The organism is Enterobacter sp. 198, from assembly GCF_009025585.1.
Classification (GTDB): domain Bacteria; phylum Pseudomonadota; class Gammaproteobacteria; order Enterobacterales; family Enterobacteriaceae; genus Enterobacter; species Enterobacter ludwigii.
The window spans coordinates 105,238-128,723 of record NZ_WCIM01000022.1; the positions used below are offsets into that span (position 1 = coordinate 105,238).

The window sequence follows — 23,486 nt, forward strand, 5'->3', positions numbered from 1 at the left end:
ACTTATGACGACCCTGAATCTCAGCACCCTTAGCGAGCGCATAAAAGCACACAAAACGGCCCTCGTGCATATCGTGAAGCCGCCGGTCTGTACCGAGCGCGCCCTGCATTACACCGAGATGTACCAGCAGCATATGGACAAGCCGATCCCGGTGCGTCGCGCGCTGGCGCTGGCGCATCACCTCGCGCAGCGCACCATCTGGATAAAACATGATGAGCTGATCATCGGTAACCAGGCCAGTGAAGTCCGCGCCGCGCCAATTTTCCCGGAATACACCGTCTCGTGGATTGAAAAAGAGATTGACGATCTGGCGGACCGTCCGGGCGCAGGCTTTGCGGTGAGCGAAGAAAACAAGCGCGTATTGCATGAGATCTGCCCATGGTGGCGCGGCCAGACGGTGCAGGATCGCTGCTACGGCATGTTCACCGACGAGCAAAAAGGGCTGCTGGAAACCGGCATTATCAAAGCGGAAGGTAACATGACCTCCGGCGACGCACACCTGGCGGTTAACTTCCCGCTGCTGCTGGAGAAAGGCCTCGATGGTCTGCGCGACAAAGTGGCCGAGCGTCGTTCGCGTATCAACCTGACGGTGCTCGACGACCTTCACGGGGAACAGTTCCTGAAAGCGATCGATATTGTGCTGGAAGCGGTCAGCCTGCACATCGAACGTTTCGCCGCGCTGGCGCGTGAAATGGCGGCAACCGAATCCCGTGAAAGCCGTCGCGACGAGCTGCTGGCGATGGCAGAAAACTGTGATGTAATCGCCCATCAGCCGCCAACAACCTTCTGGCAGGCGCTGCAGCTGTGCTACTTCATTCAGCTGATTCTGCAGATTGAGTCCAACGGCCACTCCGTCTCGTTTGCCCGCATGGACCAGTACCTCTATCCGTACTACCGCCGCGACGTGGAGCTGAACCAGAGCCTCGACCGCGAACATGCCATCGAGCTGCTGCACAGCTGCTGGCTGAAGCTGCTGGAAGTGAACAAAATCCGCTCCGGTTCGCACTCCAAAGCTTCAGCGGGTAGCCCGCTGTATCAGAACGTCACCATCGGTGGACAGACGCTGATCAACGGTGAGCCTATGGACGCGGTCAACCCGCTCAGCTACGCGATTCTGGAATCCTGCGGTCGCCTGCGCTCCACGCAGCCAAACCTGAGCGTGCGTTATCATGCGGGCATGAGCAATGACTTCCTCGACGCCTGCGTGCAGGTGATCCGCTGCGGCTTTGGTATGCCCGCGTTCAACAACGATGAGATTGTCATTCCGGAATTTATCAAGCTCGGCGTCGAAAAAGAGGATGCCTATGACTATGCCGCGATTGGCTGCATCGAAACCGCAGTGGGTGGCAAATGGGGTTATCGCTGCACCGGCATGAGCTTTATCAACTTCGCCCGCGTGATGCTGGCAGCGCTGGAAGGCGGCCGCGATGCCACCAGCGGTAAGGTATTCCTGCCACAGGAAAAAGCACTCTCTGCTGGTAACTTCGATAACTTCGAAGAGGTGATGGCGGCGTGGGATACCCAGATCCGCTACTACACCCGCAAATCTATCGAGATTGAGTATGTGGTGGACACGATGCTGGAAGAGAACGTCCCCGATATTCTCTGCTCAGCGCTGGTAGATGACTGTATAGAACGCGCGAAAAGCATCAAACAAGGCGGCGCGAAGTATGACTGGGTGTCAGGCCTGCAGGTGGGTATTGCTAACCTGGGCAACAGCCTGGCCGCGGTGAAAAAACTGGTCTTCGAACAGGGTACGATAGGTCAGCAACAGCTGGCCGCCGCTCTGGCCGATGATTTCGACGGGCTGACCCACGAGCAGCTGCGTCAGCGGCTGATCAACGGCGCGCCAAAATACGGTAACGATGACGACAGCGTGGATATGCTGCTGACCCGTGCCTACGAAACTTATATCGCCGAGCTGAAGCAGTACCATAACCCGCGCTATGGCCGTGGTCCGATTGGCGGTAACTACTATGCCGGCACGTCATCTATCTCCGCGAACGTGCCGTTTGGCGCGGCAACGATGGCAACCCCGGATGGACGTAAGGCGCATACTCCGCTGGCAGAAGGAGCCAGCCCGGCCTCCGGTACTGACCACCTCGGCCCGACGGCGGTAATTGGCTCTGTCGGCAAACTGCCAACCGAAGCGATCCTCGGCGGGGTACTGTTAAACCAGAAGCTCAATCCGTCGACGCTGGAAAATGACAGTGACCGTCAGAAACTGATGGTGCTTCTGCGTACCTTCTTTGAAGTGCACAAGGGCTGGCATATTCAGTACAACATCGTTTCGCGTGAAACGCTGCTGGAAGCGAAGAAACACCCGGACCAGTATCGTGATCTGGTGGTGCGCGTCGCAGGGTACTCCGCGTTCTTTACCGCCCTGTCGCCGGATGCGCAGGACGATATTATTGCGCGTACCGAGCACACGCTTTAACTCTCTTCAGACTTATGCCCTCTCCCATCAAGGAGAGGGAACCTGTCTTTAAGCGGCAATTTCGGTTGCCGCTTTGCTTTGACTTTCGAATGAAATTAAATTTGTGCTCTCCGTCACCTTGTTATTAGAATGTTTCAAACGCAGTGACTCAGGAGCACAGTATGACCGTAAAAGTTATCGTCACCGATATGGACGGAACTTTCCTTGATGATGCCAAGCAGTACGACCGCGACCGCTTTCAGGCACAGTTTGAGCAGCTTAAAGCCCGTGATATTGAATTTGTTGTCGCCAGCGGCAACCAGTATTACCAGCTCATCTCCTTCTTCCCGGAACTGAAAGATCAGATCTCCTTCGTGGCGGAAAATGGCGCGCTGGTGTTCGATCACGGTGAGCAGATTTTTCACGGTGAACTGACCCGCCATGAGTCGCAAATTGTCATTGGCGAGTTGCTAAAAGACAACGCGCTCAACTTTGTGGCCTGTGGGCTGGAGAGCGCCTACGTCAGCGAACGGGCGCCGGACGCGTTTGTGGCGCTCATGTCAAAGCACTACCACCGCTTAAAACGCATCCGTGATTACCGCGAAATTGACGACGTGCTGTTCAAATTCTCCCTGAATTTGCCGGACAGCGATATCCCGAATCTTGTCGACAAACTGCACGTCTCCCTCGACGGGATTATGAAACCCGTCACCAGCGGTTTTGGGTTTGTCGATTTAATTATCCCGGGCCTGCACAAAGCCAACGGTATTAGCCGTCTGCTGAAGCGCTGGAAAATCTCCCCGCAGGCGTGCGTGGCAATCGGGGACAGCGGCAACGATGCGGAAATGCTGAAGCTGGTGAAATACAATTTTGCCATGGGCAACGCGGCGCAGAGCATTAAAACGATCTGCCGCTACAGTACGGATGACAACAACCACCAGGGCGCACTGAATGTGATTCAGGCCGTGCTTGACGACCACTCCCCGTTCGACGCGTAATCTCTCCCTTGCCGGAGCACTGCTCCGGCACCTCACTCTTTTTCCATCCTGTGGCACACGTCAAATATTTAAACTTGCATTAACTAATTTTTAACTTAAAGTATCACTTGTAGATATTTTTACTTTCGAATGAAAGATGCGAGGCAGTTATGACGTTTACCAGTGAAAGTTTGCCTGCGGACCATAAAGCAGCGATTCGTCAGTTGAAGCGTGAATTACGTGCGCAGATCGGAGACGTTCAGGCGGTATTCGACACGCTCAGCGATAAAATCGCGACCCGCGTGGCGGAAATTAATGCCCTGAAGAACAAAGGTGAAACCGTCTGGCCGGTTATCCCGTTTGCGGATGTGAAAAACGGGACGATCACCCAGGCACAGCGTGACGCGGTCAAACGCCGTGGCTGCGCGGTGATTAAAGGTCACTTCCCTCGCGAGCAGGCGCTGGCGTGGGATCAATCGATGCTCGACTACCTCGATCTCAACCGGTTTGATGAGGTCTATAAAGGTCCGGGCGATAACTTCTTTGGTACCTTAACCGCCTCACGTCCGGAAATTTACCCTATCTACTGGTCGCAGGCGCAAATGCAGGCCCGACAGAGTGAAGAGATGGCGCAGGTACAGTCGTTCCTGAACCGTTTATGGACATTCGAGAGTAATGGCAAACAGTGGTTCGATCCGGACGTCAGCGTCATTTATCCGGACCGTATTCGTCGTCGCCCACCGGGTACCACCTCTAAAGGGCTGGGCGCGCATACCGATTCCGGCGCGCTGGAGCGCTGGCTGCTGCCGGCCTATCAGCAGGTCTTTGCCCGCGTTTTTGACGGCAACGTGGATAAATACGATCCGTGGAACGCCGCACACCGTACCGAAGTGGAAGAGTACACCGTGGATAACACCACAAAATGTTCTGTATTCCGCACCTTCCAGGGCTGGACGGCGCTGTCAGATATGATCCCGGGTCAGGGGCTACTGCATGTGGTGCCTATTCCGGAAGCGATGGCCTACATTCTGCTGCGTCCGCTGCTGGATGATGTCCCGGAAGATGAACTCTGCGGCGTCGCGCCGGGACGTGTCCTGCCGGTCTCCGAGAAATGGCATCCGCTGTTAATCGAAGCGCTGAGCAGCATCCCTGCACTGGAAGCAGGCGATTCCGTGTGGTGGCACTGTGACGTGATCCACTCCGTTGCACCGGTGGAAAATCAGCAAGGCTGGGGCAACGTAATGTATATCCCTGCCGCCCCGATGTGCGAGAAAAACCTCGCCTATGCGAAAAAAGTGAAAGCAGCGCTGGAAACCGGTGCATCGCCGGGCGATTTCCCGCGCGAAGATTATGAAAAAAACTGGCAGGACCGCTTTACCGTGAACGATCTGAATATTCACGGCAAGCGTGCACTGGGCATGGCTTAACTGTCGTATAACCCTTCCCGCTCCACGGCGGTGCGTCGTTTCCCCTGACGTATCCGCCGGACAGATCCCCGCACGGCCAGCGTGCCGTTAAGCAATAACGTTCCCACCGGCGCATCCGGGCGCATCAGCCGTTGCTGAAGCATATGCACCGCTTCGGTTCCCAGTTCATCGCGCGGTACGTGCACCGCCGTGAGCGGAACATCCTGAATGGCCGCCAGATTAAACCCGTCAATGCTCATCACCGAGATATCCTGCGGCACGCGCAAGCCCTGTTTTTGCAGCGCACTGATGGTGCCCGCCGCCATAAAATCGCCGCCGACCAAAAATGCGGTGGGCAGATCCTTACCCTGCATTTGACGGAGCCAGGAGGTGACCAGCTCTTCCGTTTCGCGCGCGCTGAAGCTCGGAGCCACCAGCAGATCGCGTTTATCGTTGAATTTCAGGTTGTGAGATTGCCACGCATCGCGGATCCCGGCCAGACGCAGTTCCATGGTGTAACGCCGCAGGCAGAGGACATTCATCACCTCACGGTGTCCCATTTCAAACAGATAGTCCGCGGCCCGCTCACCTATCGAGCGGTGGTCCGGTGCCACTGCAGGCAGGCGCATATGCCGGTCGCGGCAGTTAATCAGCATGCAGGGTTTACCCACATCCACCGCCAGATCGTGAATATGCGGATCGTCGATACCGAGAAGAATAGCGGCCTGTGTCTCCGGCTCGTTCATCCGTGCCAGAAAAAGCTGTGCGTCGCTGTCATTCTCTTCCAGCGCGCAATAACGCAGACGGACATCGTGGGAAGCAAGGCCTTTACTCACGCTCTGGATCACCCGGTAGTAAAAGATGTCGGACCGCTCGTCAAAGGCGCGCTGTGGCGCAAAAACCACCAGGCTGTTGAGCAGCAGACGCCCCGCCGCCAGACCGTCCATCACCCCCAGCTCCCGCGCACAAGCCAGTACTCTGGCGCGCGCTTTTTCACTGGTGTTCGCTTTTCCTGCCAGCACCCGCGACACGGTGCTGATGGAAAGCTGCGTACGGGCGGCAATTTCGGTGATTTTTAGCCTTTTGTCCATTTTGTGATCTGGCTCCATTTGCGAAATGAAAAAATTTTCATAGCGTACTCATCAGGCAGTAACGGGCATGAAAAGCATCATGCCAGATGATTTATGTCATTGATGAGAAATTTTGCACAAAATCCACTATTGCCCGCTCATTTTCTCCCTTAAGGTGAATTTGTCACACCACTTCCATACTAGTTGTATAGCAACTTCTAAATTAAAACGGATAGAAATCAAAGCCATAAAAATCTGTGTGACACCTGAACCTCCGTCCCCTTACCGTCCGTCTTGTGGAGAGTAAAATGAGTCAGGACATCAATAACACCGTTGCGACAAGCAAAACCCGTCGCGTCATTAAGAACCTGCGCTGGTATGTGCTGGTGCTGTTCTTACTGGGCGTCACCGTTAACTACATCACCCGAAACTCGCTGGGTATTCTCGCCCCTGAGTTGAAAGAGAGCCTTGGGATCACCACCGAGCAATACTCCTGGATCGTCGGGGCATTTCAGATTGCCTACACCATTTTCCAGCCTCTGTGCGGCTGGTTGATCGACGTGATTGGTCTGAAAATTGGCTTTATGGTTTGCGCCGGGATCTGGGCGCTGATGTGTATTTTCCACGCCGGGGCGGGCAGCTGGCTGCACCTGGCTATCTTGCGCTTCTTTATGGGTGCTTCTGAAGCGGCCGCCACGCCGGCGAATGCGAAAACCATTGGCGAATGGTTTCCGAAATCGGAACGTCCTGTCGCGGCCGGTTGGGCGGGCGTAGGGTTCTCCATTGGCGCGATGCTGGCACCGCCCATCATCTATTTCGCGCACGCCTCGTTTGGCTGGCAGGGCGCATTTATGTTTACCGGCGTGCTGGCGCTGCTGTGGGTGATCCTCTGGTGGGCTTTTTACCACAACCCGGAACAGCATCCGAACCTGAGCAAGGACGAACTGGCGTTTATCAAGCAGGATAACGAACCGCCTGCGGTAAAACTGCCCTTCCTCACCGCGCTGAAAAATGTCTCCAAAAATAAGCGCTTCTACGGTATCGCCCTTCCGGCGTTTATGGCCGAACCGGCCTGGGCCGTGCTGAGCTTCTGGGTTCCGCTGTATCTCGCCAAAGAGCACGGCATGGATTTGAAGCAGATTGCGATGTTTGCCTGGCTGCCGTTCCTTGCCGCGGACCTTGGCAGCGTGGCAAGCGGCTACCTCACCCGTCTGTATGCCCGACTGTTCGGCTGCAGCCGTGTGAACTCGGTGGTGGCCAGCTCCGTCACCGGCGCATTCCTGATGATCTCCCTGGCCGTCGTGGCCATTACCCGCGACCCGTATATCACCATCGTGCTGATCTCCATCGGCGGTTTCGGGCATCAGATCATCTCCTGCATGCTCAGCGCGCTGGTCGTAGAGTCATTTGATAAAGGTCAGATGGCGACCGTTAACGGCATGCGCGGCTCGGCTGCCTGGATCGCCAGCTTCCTGTTCTCCCTGTTAATTGGGGTGACCGCCGACAAAATCGGCTTTAACCCGCTCTTTATTGCCATGGGGTTCTTTGACCTGATTGGCGCTGTTTTCCTGGTGGCATTTATTGCTGAACGTCGCGCCAAGCGCGCCTGATAGTGGATGTATTGCATATGAAAACCCTGAAAAACTGGACCGTTGATAAGCAGTCGGCACACCATCTGGAACTGCTGGTCGATAACCAGCACCGTCTGTGCCTGTATGTGCTGGAAGAAAATCTGTTCCGCGTGCTGATTAAACGCAAAGGTGAACTGACGCTGGATCGCACCTGGAGCATCGCCCCGCAGCAAGATGTGCCGTGGGAAGGTCGCCGCCGCGACGACCTGAGTGGTTTCACCTGCCCCGCCTGGACGCTAACGCAACAGGACGACGTGCTGACGGTTGCTACCGAACAGCTGCGTGTGACCGTGCATCAGCCGCTGTGGCTGGAGTGGCACTACCGCAATGAGGCGGGTGAGTGGCAGCCGCTGGTCAACGACCGTCCAACCAGTGCCTATCTGCTGAATGCCCATGGCGACGGTGCGGCGCACTACCTGAGCCGCCGCAAGGATGAACGCTTCTACGGTCTGGGTGAGAAAGCCGGCGATCTGCAGCGTAACGGTAAACGCTACGAGATGCGCAACCTCGATGCAATGGGCTACAACGCGGCCAGCACCGATCCTCTGTACAAACATATTCCGTTCACCCTCACCCGTCGCGATGACGTGAGCTACGGCCTGTTCTACGACAACCTGAGCAGCTGCTGGCTGGATCTGGGCAACGAGATTGACAACTATCACACCGCCTATCGTCGCTGGCAGGCGGAAGCGGGCGACATCGATTACTACCTGTTCACGGGCAAACGGGCGCTGGACGTGACCAAAGCTTTCGTGCGTCTGACCGGGAAAACGCTCTTCGGGCCGAAATGGAGCCTGGGTTACAGCGGTTCGACCATGCATTACACCGACGCGCCGGATGCGCAGAACCAGCTGATGAACTTTATTCGTCTGTGCGAAGAACATGCTATTCCCTGCGACTCGTTCCAGCTCTCTTCGGGCTATACCTCGATCAACGGCAAGCGCTACGTCTTTAACTGGAACCACGACAAGGTGCCGCAGCCGAAGGTGATGACCCAGGCCTTCCACGACGCGGGGTTAAAGCTGGCGGCCAACATCAAGCCATGCCTGCTGCAGGATCACCCGCGCTATAACGAAGTTGCGGAAAACGGGTTGTTCATCCGCGATTCAGAAACCGACGCGCCAGAACGCTCTAGCTTCTGGGATGACGAAGGTTCTCACCTTGATTTTACCAACCCACAGACGGTGAAATGGTGGCAGGAAGGGGTAACCACGCAGCTGCTTGAGATGGGGATCGACGCCACCTGGAACGACAACAACGAATATGAAGTGTGGGATGGCGAAGCCCGCTGCCACGGCTTTGGCAAGGAAATCGCGATCAAGCACATTCGCCCGGTGATGCCGCTGCTGATGATGCGTGCCTCGCTGGAAGCGCAGCAGCGTTTTGCCCCGGAAAAACGTCCGTATCTCATTTCCCGCTCCGGCTGCGCGGGCATGCAGCGTTACGTCCAGACCTGGAGCGGCGATAACCGTACCAGCTGGGACACCCTGCGCTATAACACCCGCATGGGTCTGGGAATGAGCCTGTCCGGGCTGTTTAATGTGGGGCATGATGTCGGTGGTTTCTCCGGCGACAAACCCGACGCGGAACTGTTCGTACGCTGGGTGCAAAACGGCGTGATGCATCCGCGCTTTACCATTCACTCATGGAATGATGACCACACCGTTAACGAGCCGTGGATGTATCCGGGCGTGACGCCGGCTATTCGTGGTGCCATTGAATTACGCTATCGTCTGCTGCCGTACCTTTATACCCTGCTCTGGCAGGCGCATGCCGACGACGAACCGATGCTACGCCCGACCTTCCTTGACCACGAACATGATGCGCAGACGTTTGAGGAGAACGATGATTTCCTGCTGGGTCGCGACCTGCTGGTGGCCAGCGTGGTGGAGGCCGGGCAGCGCGAGCGCCGCGTCTGGCTGCCGGATAACGAAACGGGCTGGTACGATTTTTACACCCACGAGTGGTTCGCTGGCGGGCAGTGGATCGTACGTGATGCGCCGCTGGAGAAATTGCCGCTGCTGGTACGTGCCGGTGCGGGTCTGCCGCTCAGCGAACGCATTACGCATGTCAGCGCGGAAAAAGACACTACCCGTGAGCTGAAACTGTTCCCGGTGAAAGGCGTCGGTTCAACCGCGGGCCTGCTGTTTGAAGACGATGGTGAAAGCTGGGGCTATCAGAACGGCAATGCGCTGTGGGTGGAATGGGACATGGCATGCGACGGTGCCACCATCAACCTGAAGGTCAGTGCGCGGGGAGATTATCGTCCGGCGTGGAAAGCGCTGAAGATATCGTTACCGGCCGGGGAAAAACGCACGCTGCTGGTGAATGGTATTGAAGGGAATGAATGGGTGGTCTAGTACGGCCTGATGCCCGCTCCCACAGGGAGAGGGCATCAAACACAGGCCCGGTAGGCGTAGCGCCACCGGACTTTTTTTAACCCTCGATACCTTTACTGCGCAGGTAATCTTCGTAGTTACCGGTGAAGTCCACCACGCGCTCAGGCGTAATTTCGATCACGCGGGTCGCCAGCGAGCTGACGAATTCACGGTCGTGAGAGACGAAGATCAGGGTCCCCTGATACATCTCCAGCGCCATGTTCAGCGATTCGATAGATTCCATATCCAGGTGGTTAGTCGGTTCATCCATCACCAGGATATTGGGTTTTTCCATCATCAGCTTACCGAACAGCATGCGCCCTTTTTCACCACCGGAAAGCACTTTAGCGGGCTTCTTGATGTCGTCCTGGCTGAACAGCAGACGACCCAGAATGCTGCGCACTGCCTGCTCGTCGTCGCCTTCCTGCTTCCACTGGCTCATCCAGTCGAAGACGGTCAGGTCGTTTTCGAACTCGTATTCATGGTCCTGTGCGTAGTAACCAATCTGCGCGTTTTCAGACCACTTCACGGTACCGTTATCCGGCTGCAGTTCGCCGACCAGGGTTTTCAGCAGGGTGGATTTACCCACGCCGTTGGCACCTAGAATGGCGATCTTCTCGCCCACTTCCAGCAGCAGGTTAAAGTTTTTAAACAGCGGACCGTTTTCAAAACCTTTAGCCAGGGCTTCCACTTCCAGCGCATTACGGAACAGTTTCTTGTCCTGCTCAAAGCGGATGAATGGGTTCTGACGGCTGGACGCTTTCACTTCATCAAGCTTGATCTTGTCAATCTGACGCGCACGAGAGGTCGCCTGGCGAGATTTAGAGGCGTTCGCGCTGAAGCGGCTGACGAAAGACTGCAGATCAGCAATCTGGGCTTTCTTCTTGGCGTTATCCGCCAGCAGACGTTCACGCGCCTGCGTGGCTGCCGTCATGTACTCGTCGTAGTTGCCCGGATAAACGCGCAGCTCGCCGTAGTCCAGGTCCGCCATGTGTGTACACACCATGTTCAGGAAGTGACGGTCGTGCGAGATGATGATCATGGTGCTGTCGCGATCGTTCAGCGTCTGCTCCAGCCAGCGGATGGTGTCGATATCCAGGTTGTTCGTTGGTTCGTCGAGCAGCAGGATATCCGGATTGGAGAACAGTGCCTGCGCCAGCAGAACACGCAGTTTCCAGCCTGGCGCGACTTCGCTCATCGGGCCGTAATGTTGTTCTACCGGAATACCCACACCCAGCAGCAGCTCGCCCGCACGCGCTTCCGCAGAGTAGCCATCCATTTCGCCGTACAGCACTTCGAGATCGGCCACTTTGTAGCCATCTTCTTCGCTCATCTCCGCCAGAGCGTAGATGCGATCGCGCTCCTGCTTCACTTCCCACAGCTCCGCGTGTCCCATGATAACGGTGTCAAGCACGGTGAACTCTTCAAAGGCGAACTGATCCTGACGCAGCTTACCGATGCGCTCGTTTGGATCGAGCGAAACGTTGCCCAGCGTCGGCTCTAAATCACCGCCGAGGATTTTCATAAAAGTAGATTTACCGCTACCGTTGGCGCCAATCAGGCCGTAACGGTTGCCGCCGCCAAATTTGACGGAAATGTTTTCGAACAGCGGCTTACTGCCAAACTGCATAGTGACGTTGCTGGTAACTAACACGGGGAGATTCCTGCGAAAAGTGTGATAAACACGGCATTATGCCACAATTCCGAATTGAGATCCCGCGTTGCGGCAATCCGCTAAACTTTAACAAAATCGAAAAAAATGTGATTTCGTACACATCTGAATTCCCTGTTAGCGGGAATGCACATATAATGCGCTCCCATCAAGATTCAGACTTATCAACTCATCGCCGGAATGGCTTAGATACCTCGCACAACATGAACATGAAATTAACAACGCTTTTTGCGGCGGCGTTAGCCGTAGTAGGTTTTTGCAAAACCGCTTCTGCGGTGACTTATCCGCTGCCGACAGACGGTAGCCGTCTGGTTGGTCAAAACCAGGTGGTCACGGTGCCTGAAGGTAACGCTCAGCCACTGGAATATTTCGCGGCGCAGTACCAGTTGGGCCTGTCTAACATGCTGGAAGCGAATCCGGGTGTTGACCCGTATCTGCCTAAAGCCGGTACCGTGCTGAACATTCCTCAGCAGCTGATCCTGCCGGATACCGTCCATGAAGGTATCGTCATCAACAGCGCGGAAATGCGTCTGTATTACTACCCGAAAGGCACCAACACGGTTATCGTGCTGCCAATCGGTATCGGCCAGCTGGGTAAAGACACCCCAATGAACTGGACGACCAAAGTTGAGCGTAAGAAAGCAGGCCCAACCTGGACGCCAACCGCCAAAATGCACGCAGAGTACATCGCTGCGGGTGAACCCCTGCCAGCTGTTGTACCGGCAGGCCCGGATAACCCAATGGGTCTGTACGCGCTGTACATTGGCCGTCTGTACGCGATTCACGGGACCAATGCCAACTTCGGTATCGGCCTGCGCGTAAGCCACGGCTGCGTACGACTGCGTAACGAAGACATCAAATTCCTGTTCGAAAATGTGCCGGTCGGTACCCGCGTCCAGTTCATCAACGAACCGGTTAAAGCGACGTCTGAGCCGGATGGCAGCCGTTACATTGAAGTACATAACCCGCTGTCCACCAGCGAAGACCAGATCAACAACAACGAAGTCGTTCCGGTTACGCTGAACAGCGCGGTGCAGTCCGTGACCTCTCAGCCGGATGTAGAGACTGCGATTGTTGACCAGGCCGTTCAGAACCGTTCTGGTATGCCAGTGCGTCTGAACTGACCCTCTGCCCGGTGGCGCTTTGCTGACCGGGTCTGAGAATAAAAAAGCGGGCTCTGATGCCCGCTTTTTTTATCCGTTATTGACGATAACTATCCCACCGTGGTCGTAACGGTAATGACAGTGGGCATACTCAAGCGGTGTGCCATCCTCCAGATAGATAACCTGCTCCACCTCCAGCACCGGATCGGTCTGCTCGCAGATAAGGTGTTGCATATCCAGCGCGTTCGGTTTTAGCGCCCGCACCACCCGGTACGACCCCATAATTTTCAGCCCCAGCGTCTCCTGCACGTAGCGGAACACGGAGCCTTCAAGATGGCTTTTATTCAGACCGGGCACCAGATTAAGCGGCATTACGGTGGAGTCCAGCGACATCGGCTCACCGTTGAGCAGACGCAGACGAACAAAGTCATAGACAGGCGCATCGGCGTTAATCATCAGCGAGGCCTGCTCCTTCTCGTTCGGAAAGCGCAACTCGAAATGGACCACGACGCTGGAAACGGTGCCCAGATGCTCCCAGGTTTTTGTTGCGCCGAAGTAGTCGCTGCCGGAAAGATCCCACTGCGAGAGTTGCAGGAAATTTTTGCGGATAAACGTCCCCTGCCCCTGACGGGTATAGATCAGCCCTTCCACGATTAACTGGCGTATGGCCTGCTGTATGGTCATCCGGCTGGTGCTGAACTCCGCCGCCAGGGCAAACTGGTCCGGGAGCGGTTCGTTGGCGGCGTATTGCGAGCTAATAATGCGTTTCTTAATTTCCCGCGCTATGGTGATGTACTTCGCCGCCATCGTCCTTCCTTTCTGTTAGTTTTCTGTCCCGCTGTTTTTTAATGCCACTCTCTCGGCAATTTTGAGGAAAGGCAGGTAGAAGAATACACCAAATACAATGATTGCCAACTGCACGACCACGGCGCGCCAGTCCCCTGCCGTTGCCAGCCAGGCGCTCAGAATGGGCGGAGTTGTCCACGGGATCATAACCACACAGCGCGACATTAACCCCAGGGTAGTACAGAACCACGCAAACCAGATACCTATGGCAGGTAGCAGCACAAAGGGGATCATCAGCGGCAGGTTGAACACAATCGGCAGGCCAAAAATGACCGGCTCGTTGATGTTAAACAGACCCGGCGCCAGCGACAAACGGGCCACCTGTTTCGCCGATTTTTGCCGTGAGAAGACGAAAATGGCAATCAACAGGGAAATCGTGCTGCCGGTGCCCCCCACCATACCAAAGGTCGGTACAAAGATATTATTGATGATATGTGGGACAGGCTGACCGTTGGCAAAGGCCAGCATATTCTCGTTGGTGTTGATCAGCAGAAACGGCTCCAGCACCACGCTGTTAACCACCGACTGATGGATCCCAAGCGTGAACAGGAAGTTACCAAAGCTATAGATAAAAATCGTGCCCGGCAGGCTGGTGTTGATCAGGCGCAGCGGCTGCTGAATAAAAGTGGTGATCAGATGGATGAGATCCGTGTGCAACACGTTTGCCAGAAGCGCGGCCAGTATGGCAAACAGGGAAAGCGTCAGGATCGTCGGGATCAGCGCGGTAAACGATTTACTGACCGCCGGCGGTACATTTTCACCTAAAGAAATGTGCAGCGCTTTCAGACGAGAAATGGCGATAAACAGTTCCGTTGAGAGCAGACCAATCAGCACCCCGGCAAAAATGCCGGTTGAGCCAATATTGGAGAACGTCAGCACCTGCGTGACGTTCACCGTGGCGTCGCTGCCGACGGGCGTGAGCTGTAAGCGCATCGGCATCATAATGATAAAACTGCTGATGGCGATAACCACTGCCGAGACCGGGTTGTCGAAGTCTTTGTTGCGTGCCAGCGACCAGGCAATCATCGGTGCCAGCAACAGCGCGGCGATATTCAGCGTACCGTTAATAATCGCCTCGCCCCACACCTTAAAATGCGCCAGCGTGTCGCCTTCAAAAATCCATGGGAATACCACGTTATTCACCAGCACCGCCAGCCCGGCAAGGATGAAAATGGGCATGACCGTGGCGAAGGCATCGCGCAGGGAACGCAGGTGCACCTGGTTTGCCAGGCGCGCCGAGAACTCAACAAATCTGTCGACAAAAGACTGCATATGCGGTGTTATTTTTGTTTCAGACATAGCGGATATTTTCCTTCAATCAGTCACAAAAACGGCCCGGCAGCGTACGGCTTACATCTCGCGTCCGTTGGTATGGATAACCTGTTTCAACCATGCGTAGCTCTTCTTCGGTACGCGCTTTAAGTCTTTCAGGTCGTGGTTTTCACGGTTCACATAGACCACGCCGTAACGCTTACGCATGTCTCCCTGTGAACTCAGAATGTCGATTAAGCCCCAGCCGAGGTATCCGATCACCTCTGCGCCATCCTCAAACATGGCTTGTTTCATCGCCTCGATATGCGCCCGGTGGTAGTCAATACGGTAGGTATCTTCAATCGGATTCACACCGTCCCAGGACTCGATCACCCCAATACCGTTTTCAATCGGGAATACCGGCATACGCCAGTCGTTGTAATAGCGGGTGATGATGGTGCGAAAGCCCAGCGGATCAATCTGCCAGTTCCATTCGGTCGCTTTCAGGTACGGGTTATTTTTATCACCGTGCAGAAGGTAATCGTTGACCGGCGTTCCTTCTGGGATCGCATCGCTGTCGAGGGTTTTACTGGCGTAGTAGCTGAAGGCCATATAGTCGTTTTTGGTACGCGCCAGCAGCGCAAGATCCTCAGCGCGGTAGATATCCGCAAAACCTTGCTGTTCCACGACGGCCATCACCGCCGGGCTGTAACCCTGGCCGGCAAAGACGCGCAGCAGGTTCTGGTTGAGGAATTCGTCATACTGCTGGGCGCAGAAGATATCACGCGGTTTACAGGTCGCCGGATAGACCAGCTGGTGCGCCAGCATACCGCCCATCAGCTGGCCCGGACGGGTCTGGTGCAGGTATTCGGTCAGGGTCATATGCGCGACCATGGTGTGGTGCTGCAGTTCATACAGCTCGCGCAGGGTTTTCTCGCCTTTCATATAGCCCGAGATCCGGAAGGCTTCCGGCATGTGGAAGATGTTCTGCTCGTTAAACGTCAGCCAGTACTTCACCCGGTCGCCGTAACAGTCGATCATCTTTTTGCCGTAGCGGATAAACGCGTCCATCACACGGCGATCGTTAAAGCCGTTGTACTCCTGCGCCAGCGCCAGCGGCATATCGAAGTGGTAGAGGCAGATCATCGGCTCAATGCCGCGGGCAATTAAATCGTTAATAAAGCGGTCATAAAAGGCGATACCTTCGTCGTTGAAGTCACCGTCGCCCTGTGGACATACGCGGCTCCAGGCGATCTGAAAGCGGTAGCAGTTCATGCCCAGATCCTGCATCAGGTCGAAATCTTCCCGATAGCGGTGGTAGGAATCGGTCGCGACTTTCCAGTCAGAAACGTTCTCCCCGGCTTCGCGAATGTCATATACCGACATTCCCTTTCCTCCCTCATTCCAGGCCCCTTCCGTCTGCATACTGGATACGGAATTGCCCCATAAAAAATTGGCTGGCAGAAATTGATTCATGATCGCTCCCTATATGACTAGTCATTTAAAATTTCATGACTAGTCATATAGGCGAAGACGAAAAATCAATCAAAGAGGAGGATCGTTTTTTGTGAGCAAGGCGGGAAAAAAACCCGGTCAGCGAAGCGAGACCGGGGGAAGGACGGTTATTGTTGTGCGAGCTGATGACGGCGATATTCACCCTGCCGCTCCAGCATCCAGCCCGGGTACTCGCGCGGCAGCGCGCTGACGGCATCAAGCTGTTTAAGCTCGTCTTCGCTTAAACGGATCCCGGTGGCGGCAATGTTGTCGTCCAGCTGGTCGACACGTTTGGCACCAATAATGACGCTGGTTACGGCCTTCTGATGCAGCAACCACGCCAGCGCAATTTGCGCCACAGAGACACCCTTGCGCTCGGCCAGAGTGCGCATCACATCCACGCAATCGAAAGCACGCTCTTTATTCACCGGCGGGAAGTCAAATTCCAGGCGGCGACCGCCAGATTCACTCTGCCCGTCACGGCCATATTTTCCGCTAAGCAGACCACCTGCCAGTGGGCTCCAGACCATCAACCCGACGCCTTCACTCTGCATCATCGGTATCAGTTCACGCTCAAGATCGCGCCCGGCGATGGTGTAATACGCCTGCAGCGAAGCAAAACGCGCCAGTCCAAGGCGTTCGGAAATGCCCAGCGCTTTGGCAATCTGCCACGCCGCCCAGTTAGAGACGCCGATATAACGCACGTGCCCATGCTGCACCAGGTTATCCAGCGCGTAGAGCATCTCTTCGACAGGGGTTGCCGGGTCAAAACCGTGGATCTGATACAGATCGATATGATCGAGCTGCAGACGGCGCAGGCTCTCTTTGACGCTACTGATGATGTGATAGCGCGAACTGCCGCGGGAGTTCACCCCGGCCGTGCCCGTTTCGCCAAACACTTTGGTGGCAACCACCACATTTTCGCGCGGAATTTTCAGGTTTTTCAGCGCCTGGCCGGTGATCTCCTCCGAGCGCCCTTCCGAATACACATCCGCGGTATCGATGAAATTAATTCCGGCATCCAGTGCACGGCCCACCAGCTGCTCGGCTTCACTTTGCTGCAGCTGACCAATCTTGCCCCACATGCCGCCTTCTCCGCCGAAGGTCATGGTGCCAAGGCACAGTTCAGACACAAACAGACCGGTATTGCCCAGTTTTTGATAACGCATAAGATAATCCTCGCATGTCGTTCGATGGGTACCCGATAGTTATACCCGCCCCATAGCCATCGCGAATGTGGTGTTCCTGTCCGTTTCTTGCCCAATCCTCTGAATCTTATCCGCGCGGAGCCTCACCAAAGACCTTGTAATCCGGTAATTGCACCTGCTGATACGGCTCCCAGCCGCCGCCCAGCGCTTTGTAGAGCGCAACCAGATCGAGAGCGCTCTGCACCTGCGCCTGCGCGCGTTGCTGCTGCGCCTGCGCCAGCTGCCGCTGGGCATCCAGCACGTCAATAAAGCTGGCGATCCCCTGCCGGTAGCTGTCGCTTGCCAAATCGAACGCGTTTTGCAACGCATCGATGGTTTTAGCAAGGCCGGCTTCACGCTGCTGATCGGTGCGGTAGCTCACCAGCGCATTCTCTACGTCCCCGAGCGCGGTGAGCACCGTCTGGCGGTAGTCGAGCACTGCCGCGCCCTGCTGCGCACGCGCCACCTTCACGCTCGAGACCAGTCTTCCGCCCTGGAAAATCGGTATCGAGACCTGCGGGCCGAAGCTGTAGAAGTGGCTGCTCCAGTCCGTCAGCCAGTTGGTTTCGCTGTTTCGCAGACCAAACTGCCCGGAGAGGGTAAAGCTCGGGAACAGCTGCGCCACGGAAACGCCAATTTGCGCCGTGGCGGCGTGGAGGTTGGCTTCCGCCTCGCGCACGTCAGGACGACGACGGGCCAGCGTAGAGGGGATACCCGTTTGTACGATATCCGGCAGGGCGGGCATCGGCTGCGCCGACTGCAGCTCCGCATCCAGCGCCCCCGGCGGCTTGCCGAGTAAAATCGCGAGGCCATTCATTGCCTGCCGTGCCTGGGCCTGATACTGAGGAAGCTGCGCTTCGAGGTTCCCCAACTGGGCACGCGCGTTTTCAACGTCCATCTGCGGTGACAGCCCGCCCCGCTGGCGGCTTTCGGTGAGTTCCAGGGTTTGTTGCGCGCTCTTAATCTGGGTGTTCAGCGTGGCAATGATGCTCTGCGCACCCCGCAGCTGCAGCCATGCGCGCGCCACTTCCGCCTCCAGCGACACCAGCGCGTCGTTACGCTGCTCTATCGCCGCTTTCTGCTGCGCTTCGGCAGCCTCTACCTGTCGGCGCACCTTGCCCCACAGGTCGATTTCCCACTGTGCGTCGAAACTCCCCTGGTAAAGATTGATCGGCTGCGTCAGCGGTCCTAGCGCGCCCCTGAGTTCAGGATCCACGTTATCAAGCTGGTCGTACACGCCGTGGGATTTCAGCTCTCCCTCCAGCCCAAGCTGCTGGCGCGTGGCCTGCAGATTACCGTTTACGGAAGGGTAAAACGCCCCACCCGCCTGGTTAATCTGTTCGCGCGCCCCGGCAATACGCAATACCGTCTGCTGCAGGGATAAATTTCCCGCGATCGCGCGTTCAATCAGGCTGTCCAGCTGCGATGAACCGAAGGTTTTCCACCAGCGTGGGTTGGTTGCCGTCGAGGCCGTTTTTGACTTCACGCCGCTGTCACCCGGATCGTTCCAGTGTGTCGGGGTCTGCGACGCCGGCGGCTGGTAATCCGGCCCCACGGCACAGCCTGCCAGCAGCATGATCATCAGGGGGGTTAAACGTCTGTGTATCATCAATGTGCTCCTGCACTCCCCTCGCTCTTAACCGGCGAGAGCAACAAACAAAACGGAATCAGTAACATGGCTACCACACTCAGAATGGTGAACACGTCGATATACGCCAGGAAGCGCGACTGCTCGATCATGGTCTGGTACATGCGCCCGGTGGCGATACCGGTAGGGTCCCCGACCTGAGTGGTGAAGTTCTGGATTGCCTGTGCGCTTTCGCGTATCGCCAGCTGGAACTGTTCATTAAACGGTGACGCGTGATAGGCCAGATGCGCGCTGTGCGCCTGGGAACGTTCGGTAATGGCCGCCGTAGAAAGCGAGATGCCAATTGAGCCCGCCACGTTGCGGAACATGGTAAACAGCGCCGCCGCATCGGCGTTCAGCCGCCTCGGTATCGAAATAAAAGCAATGGTGGTGAGAGGCACAAACAGGAACCCAAGCCCTATCGACTGGGCGCTGCGGAACAACACCAGCGTTTCGAAATCGATATCCGGGGTCAGCGTACATGACCAGAAGAACGACACCGCCAGGCAGGTAAAACCGAAAGCGATAATCCAGCGCGTCTGCACCACCGGCATCAGCTTCAGCACCAGCGGGATAGTCAATACGATCAACACGGCGCCCGGCGAAAGCACCAGCCCGGACCAGGTGGCGGTGTAGCCCAGATCCTGCTGTGCAAGCTGCGGAATCACCACCGAACTGCCGTACAGAATCATCGCCATGCCCGCCATCAACAGGCTGGAGATGGCGAAGTTGCGATCTTTCATGCAGTGCAGATCTACCACCGGTTTTTTGGCATACACCAGCCAGTAAATCGCTCCAATAATGCCGATGAGCGTCAGCACGGCGAAGGTGCGAATAAAGTTCGAATAAAACCAGTCCTCATCTTCTCCCCGGTCGAGCATCACCTGCAGGCAGCCCAGCCCCAGCGCGATCAGGCCAATCCCCGTCCAGTCGATAGACAGCTTCTCTTTCGATTTGCTTTCCCATGGCGGGTCTTCCAGCAGCTGGTAGATCGCCAGCACCGTTACAATCCCCACCGGAATGTTGATGAAGAAAACCCAGCGCCAGGAGTAGTTATCGGTGATCCAGCCGCCCAGCGTCGGGCCAAGTACCGGCGCAACGATAATGGCGATTGACGACAGGCCAAACGCTTTACCTCGGTCCTCGGGTTTAAAGTAGTCGAGCAGCACCGACTGCTGCGTGGGCTGCAGCCCCCCGCCGAAAAAGCCCTGCATTACGCGAAAGAGAATGATTTGCCACAGCTCGGTGGCGATCCCGCACAGGAACGAACAGACGGTGAACATCACGATGCAGATGAGGAAGAACTGCTTGCGGCCAAAAACCCGGCTCAGGAAAGCCGATATCGGCAGCACTATGCCGTTTGCCACCAGGTAGCTGGTCAATACCCAGGTGGATTCGTCGTAGCTGGACGAGAGCGACCCGGCCACATGCGGGAGTGCCACGTTAACGATAGTGGTGTCGAGGATCTCCATAAACACCGCCAGCGTGACCACAATCGCCACCGCCCACGGATTACTGGCGGGTCGCCAGTTGTCGTGGCTGTGATCCGTCATTCCACTGTCACCTTCGGTGCAACCGACAGCCCAAGCGGCAGCGGTTTGTTGGGATCCAGCCCTTTATCAATCACGATCTTCACCGGCACGCGCTGAACGATTTTGACAAAGTTACCGGTAGCGTTTTCCGACGGGAAGGCGGAGAAGCGCGAGCCGCTGCCCTGTTGAATACTGTCAACATGGCCTTCGAGCGCCATATCCGGCCAGGCATCTACGGACACCTCGACCTTATCGCCCGGCTTCATGCGTTCGAGCTGCGACTCTTTAAAGTTCGCCACCACCCATACATTCGGCGAGACCAGTGAAAACAGCGCGGTACCCGCCTGCACCAGGGTGCCGGGCTGGACGTTGCGTTTAGTGACAAAACCGTCAAACGGGGCGCGGACTTCGGTGTAAGAGAGGTTCAGCGTCGCGGTTTCCAGCTGCGCTTTGGCCTGATCGACCTGGCGCTGACGCGCTTCCACATTGGTTTCCTGCTGGCGGATCTGCAGCTGTACCTGCTCCGCCACTTCAAGCTGCGCCTGCGCACTTGCCAGGCCCGCCTGGGCACTGCGCAGCTGGGCATTGGCGGTATCAATACTTTGCTGGGTGGTCGCTCGCGGATCAACGCCTCGCTGGCGGCGATACTCCGCCTGCGCATTGGCCAGATCGGCCTGCGCTTTAATCACCTGCGCTTTGGCTTCATCACGCTGAGCGGGATACTGGACTTTTGACAGCGCCAGCTGCGCCTGAGCCTGATGCAGCTGGGCTATCGCCAGCCCAAGCTGGGCCTGCGCCTGATCGCGCTGGGCGGTGGTATCACGCGGATCGATAACCACCAGCAGGTCGCCCTTTTTCACCCGCTGGTTATCGCGCACGCGCAGCTCGGTGACATAGCCTGCCGTTTTCGGGGCAATCGTCACCACATCACCGTCGGTAAAGGCGTCGTCAGTGGTCTCTTCGTTACGGGTTAAAAACCACCAGACCAGCGCCACGATAACCATCACCACCACGACAATGCCAAGGATGATTAACGGTTTTTTGCCCGGGCGCTTACGCTGTTTAGTGTTGTTTTCCTGCTCGTCAGCAGGCAGGTTTTGATCTTCAGCCATAGGTCAGCAACAGTCCTGTCAGTGAGCGGCATCACACTATGCCGTTCACTAAAGCTAGGACGTTGCTATACGTTTGCCAGGAAAAACTGACAAATTGCGCACTATATGAGAAGGAAAATTCCGAAACCGATCGCCGCGGCCCAAATCAGCATCGGGATCGACCAGACATGGAAACGCCACCAGATACGACGATCGTTAGCCATACGCAGGGCAATCAGGTTAGCAAGCGAACCGGGCAGCAGCCCAAACCCGCCGATATTCACCGCCCACGCCAGCAGCGTGTCAGGGGGAACGTAGTTGAGGAGTAAAATGGTGGAAGGCACGTTGCTGATGAACTGTGACAGACCAATCGCCGTGAGCCACAATCCCGGCTGCGACAGGCCACTGACGCTGTGCAAAACGTGTTGCAGTACCGGAAGCTGGATAAGCAGATGCACATCAATAAACATCACCATAAAGACCAGCAATAACGTCCAGTCCACGCTGACCAGCACGCGCCGCGCCAGGAATAAAAAACCGGCGGCGACGAGCAGTACGCCCGCCAGTTCATACTTCAGTTCCAGCGCGAACAGGAAAACGATGTACAGCGCCAGACAACTCCACACCAGACGCGGCTGCCACTGCGGGCCCGTGGTACCGCTGTGGTACTGCAGTTTTTTGACCGGGAACGCGAACCAGCAGACCGCCAGCAGCGACACCATCATCATCAGCGCCAGCGGAGCCATCTGCCAGGTAAAAGCGGCAAACGACAGCCCGGAGCGTCCCCACAGGAGAATATTTTGTGGGTTGCCGATAGGGGTCAGAAGCGAACCGGCGTTAACGGCCAGTGCCTCGAAGATGATCAGCCGGCTAACCGGGATCTCGCAGAGCTTACGCAACGTGAGCGTGAGTGGCACGATGATAAACAGCGCCACGTCGTTGGTCAGAAACGTCGACAGCACCGCAGCAGAGAACACCATAAACAGCGCCAGGCGGCGTTCAGTGGCAAAGCGGCGCACCATTTTACGTCCCAGGACGTCAAAATAGCCACTCAACTCTACCCCTTTGGTGAGCATCATCAGGCCACTGAGGGTAATGATGGTGCGCCAGTCAATCACCGCAGGCCAGGTGTGTGGCGCAAACGGCACAAAGATGCTCAGTACAGCGCCAATGATGAATAAGAGATGGAAGAAACGATCGCGTGCCAGGGCCTGCAGTCCGGGGATGTTCATTCAGCGGAGGGACCATATTTAAGGGTAAATTCGCGAAACTTAACCAGCGTCTCTTCGCTGACGTGGTGTTCCATTCCTTCCGCGTCCCGGCGGGCAATTTCCGGGCTTACGCCCAGCACCAGTAAGAAGTTTTCGACGAGCTGGTGGCGCTCGCGACTCTCCTGGGCGAGTTTCTCCCCTTCCGGCGTCAGAAAGACGCCGCGCCAGGGGATCATTTCAATCAGGCCCACGGAGGCCAGACGTTTTAACATTTTTGCCACTGTTGGTTGGGAAACGCCCAGCCGTGCAGCCATATCCACCTGGCGCGCCTCCCCGACCTCGCGAATCAAATCGGAAATCAGTTCAACATAGTCATCAATCAGCTCACGACGGTGCGCTTCACGTACCTGGCGAAAACCTTCGACATGTTCTTCAACATTCACCAGTTGCGTCGTTTTTCTGATTGTTGGCTTACCTGCGCGACGGTTCATTGTACTTCCTCAGTGGGGTGACGCTTCCAGCGCCCGGTATCGAGAGCGCACATTGTAAACCATCCCTCTACAAGCACAAAAAATTAACGAAATAGCCATAGCT

At 56.3% G+C, this 23,486-nt stretch carries 17 protein-coding genes; 6 read left to right on the forward strand and 11 right to left on the reverse strand.

Annotated features, from left to right (window positions below; all coding sequences use genetic code 11):
* Positions 1-4: 4 nt before the first annotated feature.
* The 3 genes from F8561_RS13355 (at position 5) to F8561_RS13365 (ending at position 4,820) form a co-directional block, all read left to right on the forward strand.
* Positions 5-2,437: a formate C-acetyltransferase/glycerol dehydratase family glycyl radical enzyme gene (locus F8561_RS13355; RefSeq protein WP_025204613.1), complete on the forward strand. Its 2,433-nt coding sequence runs from the start codon at positions 5-7 to the stop codon at positions 2,435-2,437.
* A gap of 161 nt (positions 2,438-2,598) precedes the next feature.
* Positions 2,599-3,414, forward strand: coding sequence for a Cof-type HAD-IIB family hydrolase (locus tag F8561_RS13360; protein WP_025204614.1), 816 nt, complete (start codon positions 2,599-2,601; stop codon positions 3,412-3,414).
* Positions 3,415-3,563: 149 nt separating this feature from the next.
* Complete coding sequence (locus F8561_RS13365; RefSeq protein ID WP_014169275.1) at positions 3,564-4,820, forward strand: DUF1479 domain-containing protein; 1,257 nt, start codon at positions 3,564-3,566, stop codon at positions 4,818-4,820.
* On the opposite strand, the gene F8561_RS13370 is transcribed toward F8561_RS13365, so the two are convergent.
* On the reverse strand, positions 4,817-5,890 hold the full coding sequence (locus F8561_RS13370) for a LacI family DNA-binding transcriptional regulator (protein ID WP_025204616.1): 1,074 nt from the start codon (positions 5,888-5,890) through the stop codon (positions 4,817-4,819). The two genes, F8561_RS13365 and F8561_RS13370, sit on opposite strands and share 4 nt — an antisense overlap.
* 287 nt (positions 5,891-6,177) lie before the next feature.
* Here F8561_RS13370 and F8561_RS13375 point away from each other — a divergent pair, with 287 nt between their 5' ends.
* A complete protein-coding gene (locus tag F8561_RS13375) occupies positions 6,178-7,479 on the forward strand; it encodes an MFS transporter (RefSeq protein ID WP_020884899.1) in 1,302 nt (433 codons plus the stop codon).
* 17 nt (positions 7,480-7,496) lie between these two features.
* The gene (locus tag F8561_RS13380) at positions 7,497-9,860 is read left to right on the forward strand and encodes a TIM-barrel domain-containing protein (protein ID WP_151887577.1); all 2,364 of its coding nucleotides are present in this window, start codon (positions 7,497-7,499) and stop codon (positions 9,858-9,860) included.
* A 76-nt stretch (positions 9,861-9,936) separates the two neighbouring features.
* Here F8561_RS13380 and F8561_RS13385 read toward each other — a convergent pair whose 3' ends face one another.
* On the reverse strand, positions 9,937-11,532 hold the full coding sequence (locus F8561_RS13385) for an ABC-F family ATPase (protein ID WP_020884901.1): 1,596 nt from the start codon (positions 11,530-11,532) through the stop codon (positions 9,937-9,939).
* Between the two features lie 221 nt (positions 11,533-11,753).
* On the opposite strand from F8561_RS13385, the gene ldtB reads away from it, so the two are divergent.
* Entirely contained in the window at positions 11,754-12,674 is a 921-nt protein-coding gene (gene ldtB / locus F8561_RS13390; RefSeq protein ID WP_032677740.1) for a L,D-transpeptidase, read from the forward strand.
* 69 nt (positions 12,675-12,743) lie between these two features.
* Here ldtB and F8561_RS13395 read toward each other — a convergent pair whose 3' ends face one another.
* From F8561_RS13395 to mntR, 9 genes are all read right to left on the reverse strand, one after another.
* On the reverse strand, positions 12,744-13,460 hold the full coding sequence (locus tag F8561_RS13395; RefSeq protein ID WP_032677739.1) for a GntR family transcriptional regulator: 717 nt from the start codon (positions 13,458-13,460) through the stop codon (positions 12,744-12,746).
* Between the two features lie 15 nt (positions 13,461-13,475).
* Complete coding sequence (locus F8561_RS13400) at positions 13,476-14,798, reverse strand: PTS sugar transporter subunit IIC (protein ID WP_032677738.1); 1,323 nt, start codon at positions 14,796-14,798, stop codon at positions 13,476-13,478.
* A 51-nt stretch (positions 14,799-14,849) separates the two neighbouring features.
* Positions 14,850-16,226 (reverse strand): glycoside hydrolase family 1 protein, encoded by a 1,377-nt coding sequence (locus F8561_RS13405; RefSeq protein WP_032681380.1) that lies wholly within the window; start codon positions 16,224-16,226, stop codon positions 14,850-14,852.
* A gap of 146 nt (positions 16,227-16,372) precedes the next feature.
* Entirely contained in the window at positions 16,373-17,413 is a 1,041-nt protein-coding gene (locus tag F8561_RS13410; protein ID WP_151887578.1) for an aldo/keto reductase, read from the reverse strand.
* Between the two features lie 106 nt (positions 17,414-17,519).
* Positions 17,520-19,040 carry an efflux transporter outer membrane subunit gene (locus tag F8561_RS13415; RefSeq protein ID WP_151887579.1) on the reverse strand — a complete coding sequence of 507 codons (1,521 nt, stop codon included), beginning with the start codon at positions 19,038-19,040 and terminating at the stop codon, positions 17,520-17,522.
* Positions 19,040-20,611, reverse strand: coding sequence for a DHA2 family efflux MFS transporter permease subunit (locus tag F8561_RS13420; RefSeq protein ID WP_032677735.1), 1,572 nt, complete (start codon positions 20,609-20,611; stop codon positions 19,040-19,042). The genes F8561_RS13415 and F8561_RS13420 overlap by 1 nt, the downstream gene beginning before the upstream one ends.
* A complete protein-coding gene (locus tag F8561_RS13425) occupies positions 20,608-21,702 on the reverse strand; it encodes an HlyD family secretion protein (RefSeq protein ID WP_020884906.1) in 1,095 nt (364 codons plus the stop codon). The genes F8561_RS13420 and F8561_RS13425 overlap by 4 nt, the downstream gene beginning before the upstream one ends.
* A gap of 101 nt (positions 21,703-21,803) precedes the next feature.
* Positions 21,804-22,913, reverse strand: coding sequence for an anion transporter (locus F8561_RS13430; protein WP_073395797.1), 1,110 nt, complete (start codon positions 22,911-22,913; stop codon positions 21,804-21,806).
* A complete protein-coding gene (gene mntR / locus F8561_RS13435; protein ID WP_014169260.1) occupies positions 22,910-23,383 on the reverse strand; it encodes a manganese-binding transcriptional regulator MntR in 474 nt (157 codons plus the stop codon). The genes F8561_RS13430 and mntR overlap by 4 nt, the downstream gene beginning before the upstream one ends.
* Between the last annotated feature and the right edge of the window lie 103 nt (positions 23,384-23,486).

Bases quoted from the DNA above. Each gene is read 5' to 3' on its own strand.
- F8561_RS13355 (WP_025204613.1), top strand. From the start codon at position 5: ATGACGACCCTGAATCTCAGCACCCTTAGCGAGCGCATAAAAGCACAC.
- F8561_RS13360 (WP_025204614.1), top strand. From the start codon at position 2,599: ATGACCGTAAAAGTTATCGTCACCGATATGGACGGAACTTTCCTTGAT.
- F8561_RS13365 (WP_014169275.1), top strand. From the start codon at position 3,564: ATGACGTTTACCAGTGAAAGTTTGCCTGCGGACCATAAAGCAGCGATT.
- F8561_RS13370 (WP_025204616.1), bottom strand. From the start codon at position 5,890: ATGGACAAAAGGCTAAAAATCACCGAAATTGCCGCCCGTACGCAGCTT.
- F8561_RS13375 (WP_020884899.1), top strand. From the start codon at position 6,178: ATGAGTCAGGACATCAATAACACCGTTGCGACAAGCAAAACCCGTCGC.
- F8561_RS13380 (WP_151887577.1), top strand. From the start codon at position 7,497: ATGAAAACCCTGAAAAACTGGACCGTTGATAAGCAGTCGGCACACCAT.
- ldtB (WP_032677740.1), top strand. From the start codon at position 11,754: ATGAACATGAAATTAACAACGCTTTTTGCGGCGGCGTTAGCCGTAGTA.
- F8561_RS13395 (WP_032677739.1), bottom strand. From the start codon at position 13,460: ATGGCGGCGAAGTACATCACCATAGCGCGGGAAATTAAGAAACGCATT.
- F8561_RS13400 (WP_032677738.1), bottom strand. From the start codon at position 14,798: ATGTCTGAAACAAAAATAACACCGCATATGCAGTCTTTTGTCGACAGA.
- F8561_RS13405 (WP_032681380.1), bottom strand. From the start codon at position 16,226: ATGAATCAATTTCTGCCAGCCAATTTTTTATGGGGCAATTCCGTATCC.
- F8561_RS13410 (WP_151887578.1), bottom strand. From the start codon at position 17,413: ATGCGTTATCAAAAACTGGGCAATACCGGTCTGTTTGTGTCTGAACTG.
- F8561_RS13415 (WP_151887579.1), bottom strand. From the start codon at position 19,040: ATGATACACAGACGTTTAACCCCCCTGATGATCATGCTGCTGGCAGGC.
- F8561_RS13420 (WP_032677735.1), bottom strand. From the start codon at position 20,611: ATGACGGATCACAGCCACGACAACTGGCGACCCGCCAGTAATCCGTGG.
- F8561_RS13425 (WP_020884906.1), bottom strand. From the start codon at position 21,702: ATGGCTGAAGATCAAAACCTGCCTGCTGACGAGCAGGAAAACAACACT.
- F8561_RS13430 (WP_073395797.1), bottom strand. From the start codon at position 22,913: ATGAACATCCCCGGACTGCAGGCCCTGGCACGCGATCGTTTCTTCCAT.
- mntR (WP_014169260.1), bottom strand. From the start codon at position 23,383: ATGAACCGTCGCGCAGGTAAGCCAACAATCAGAAAAACGACGCAACTG.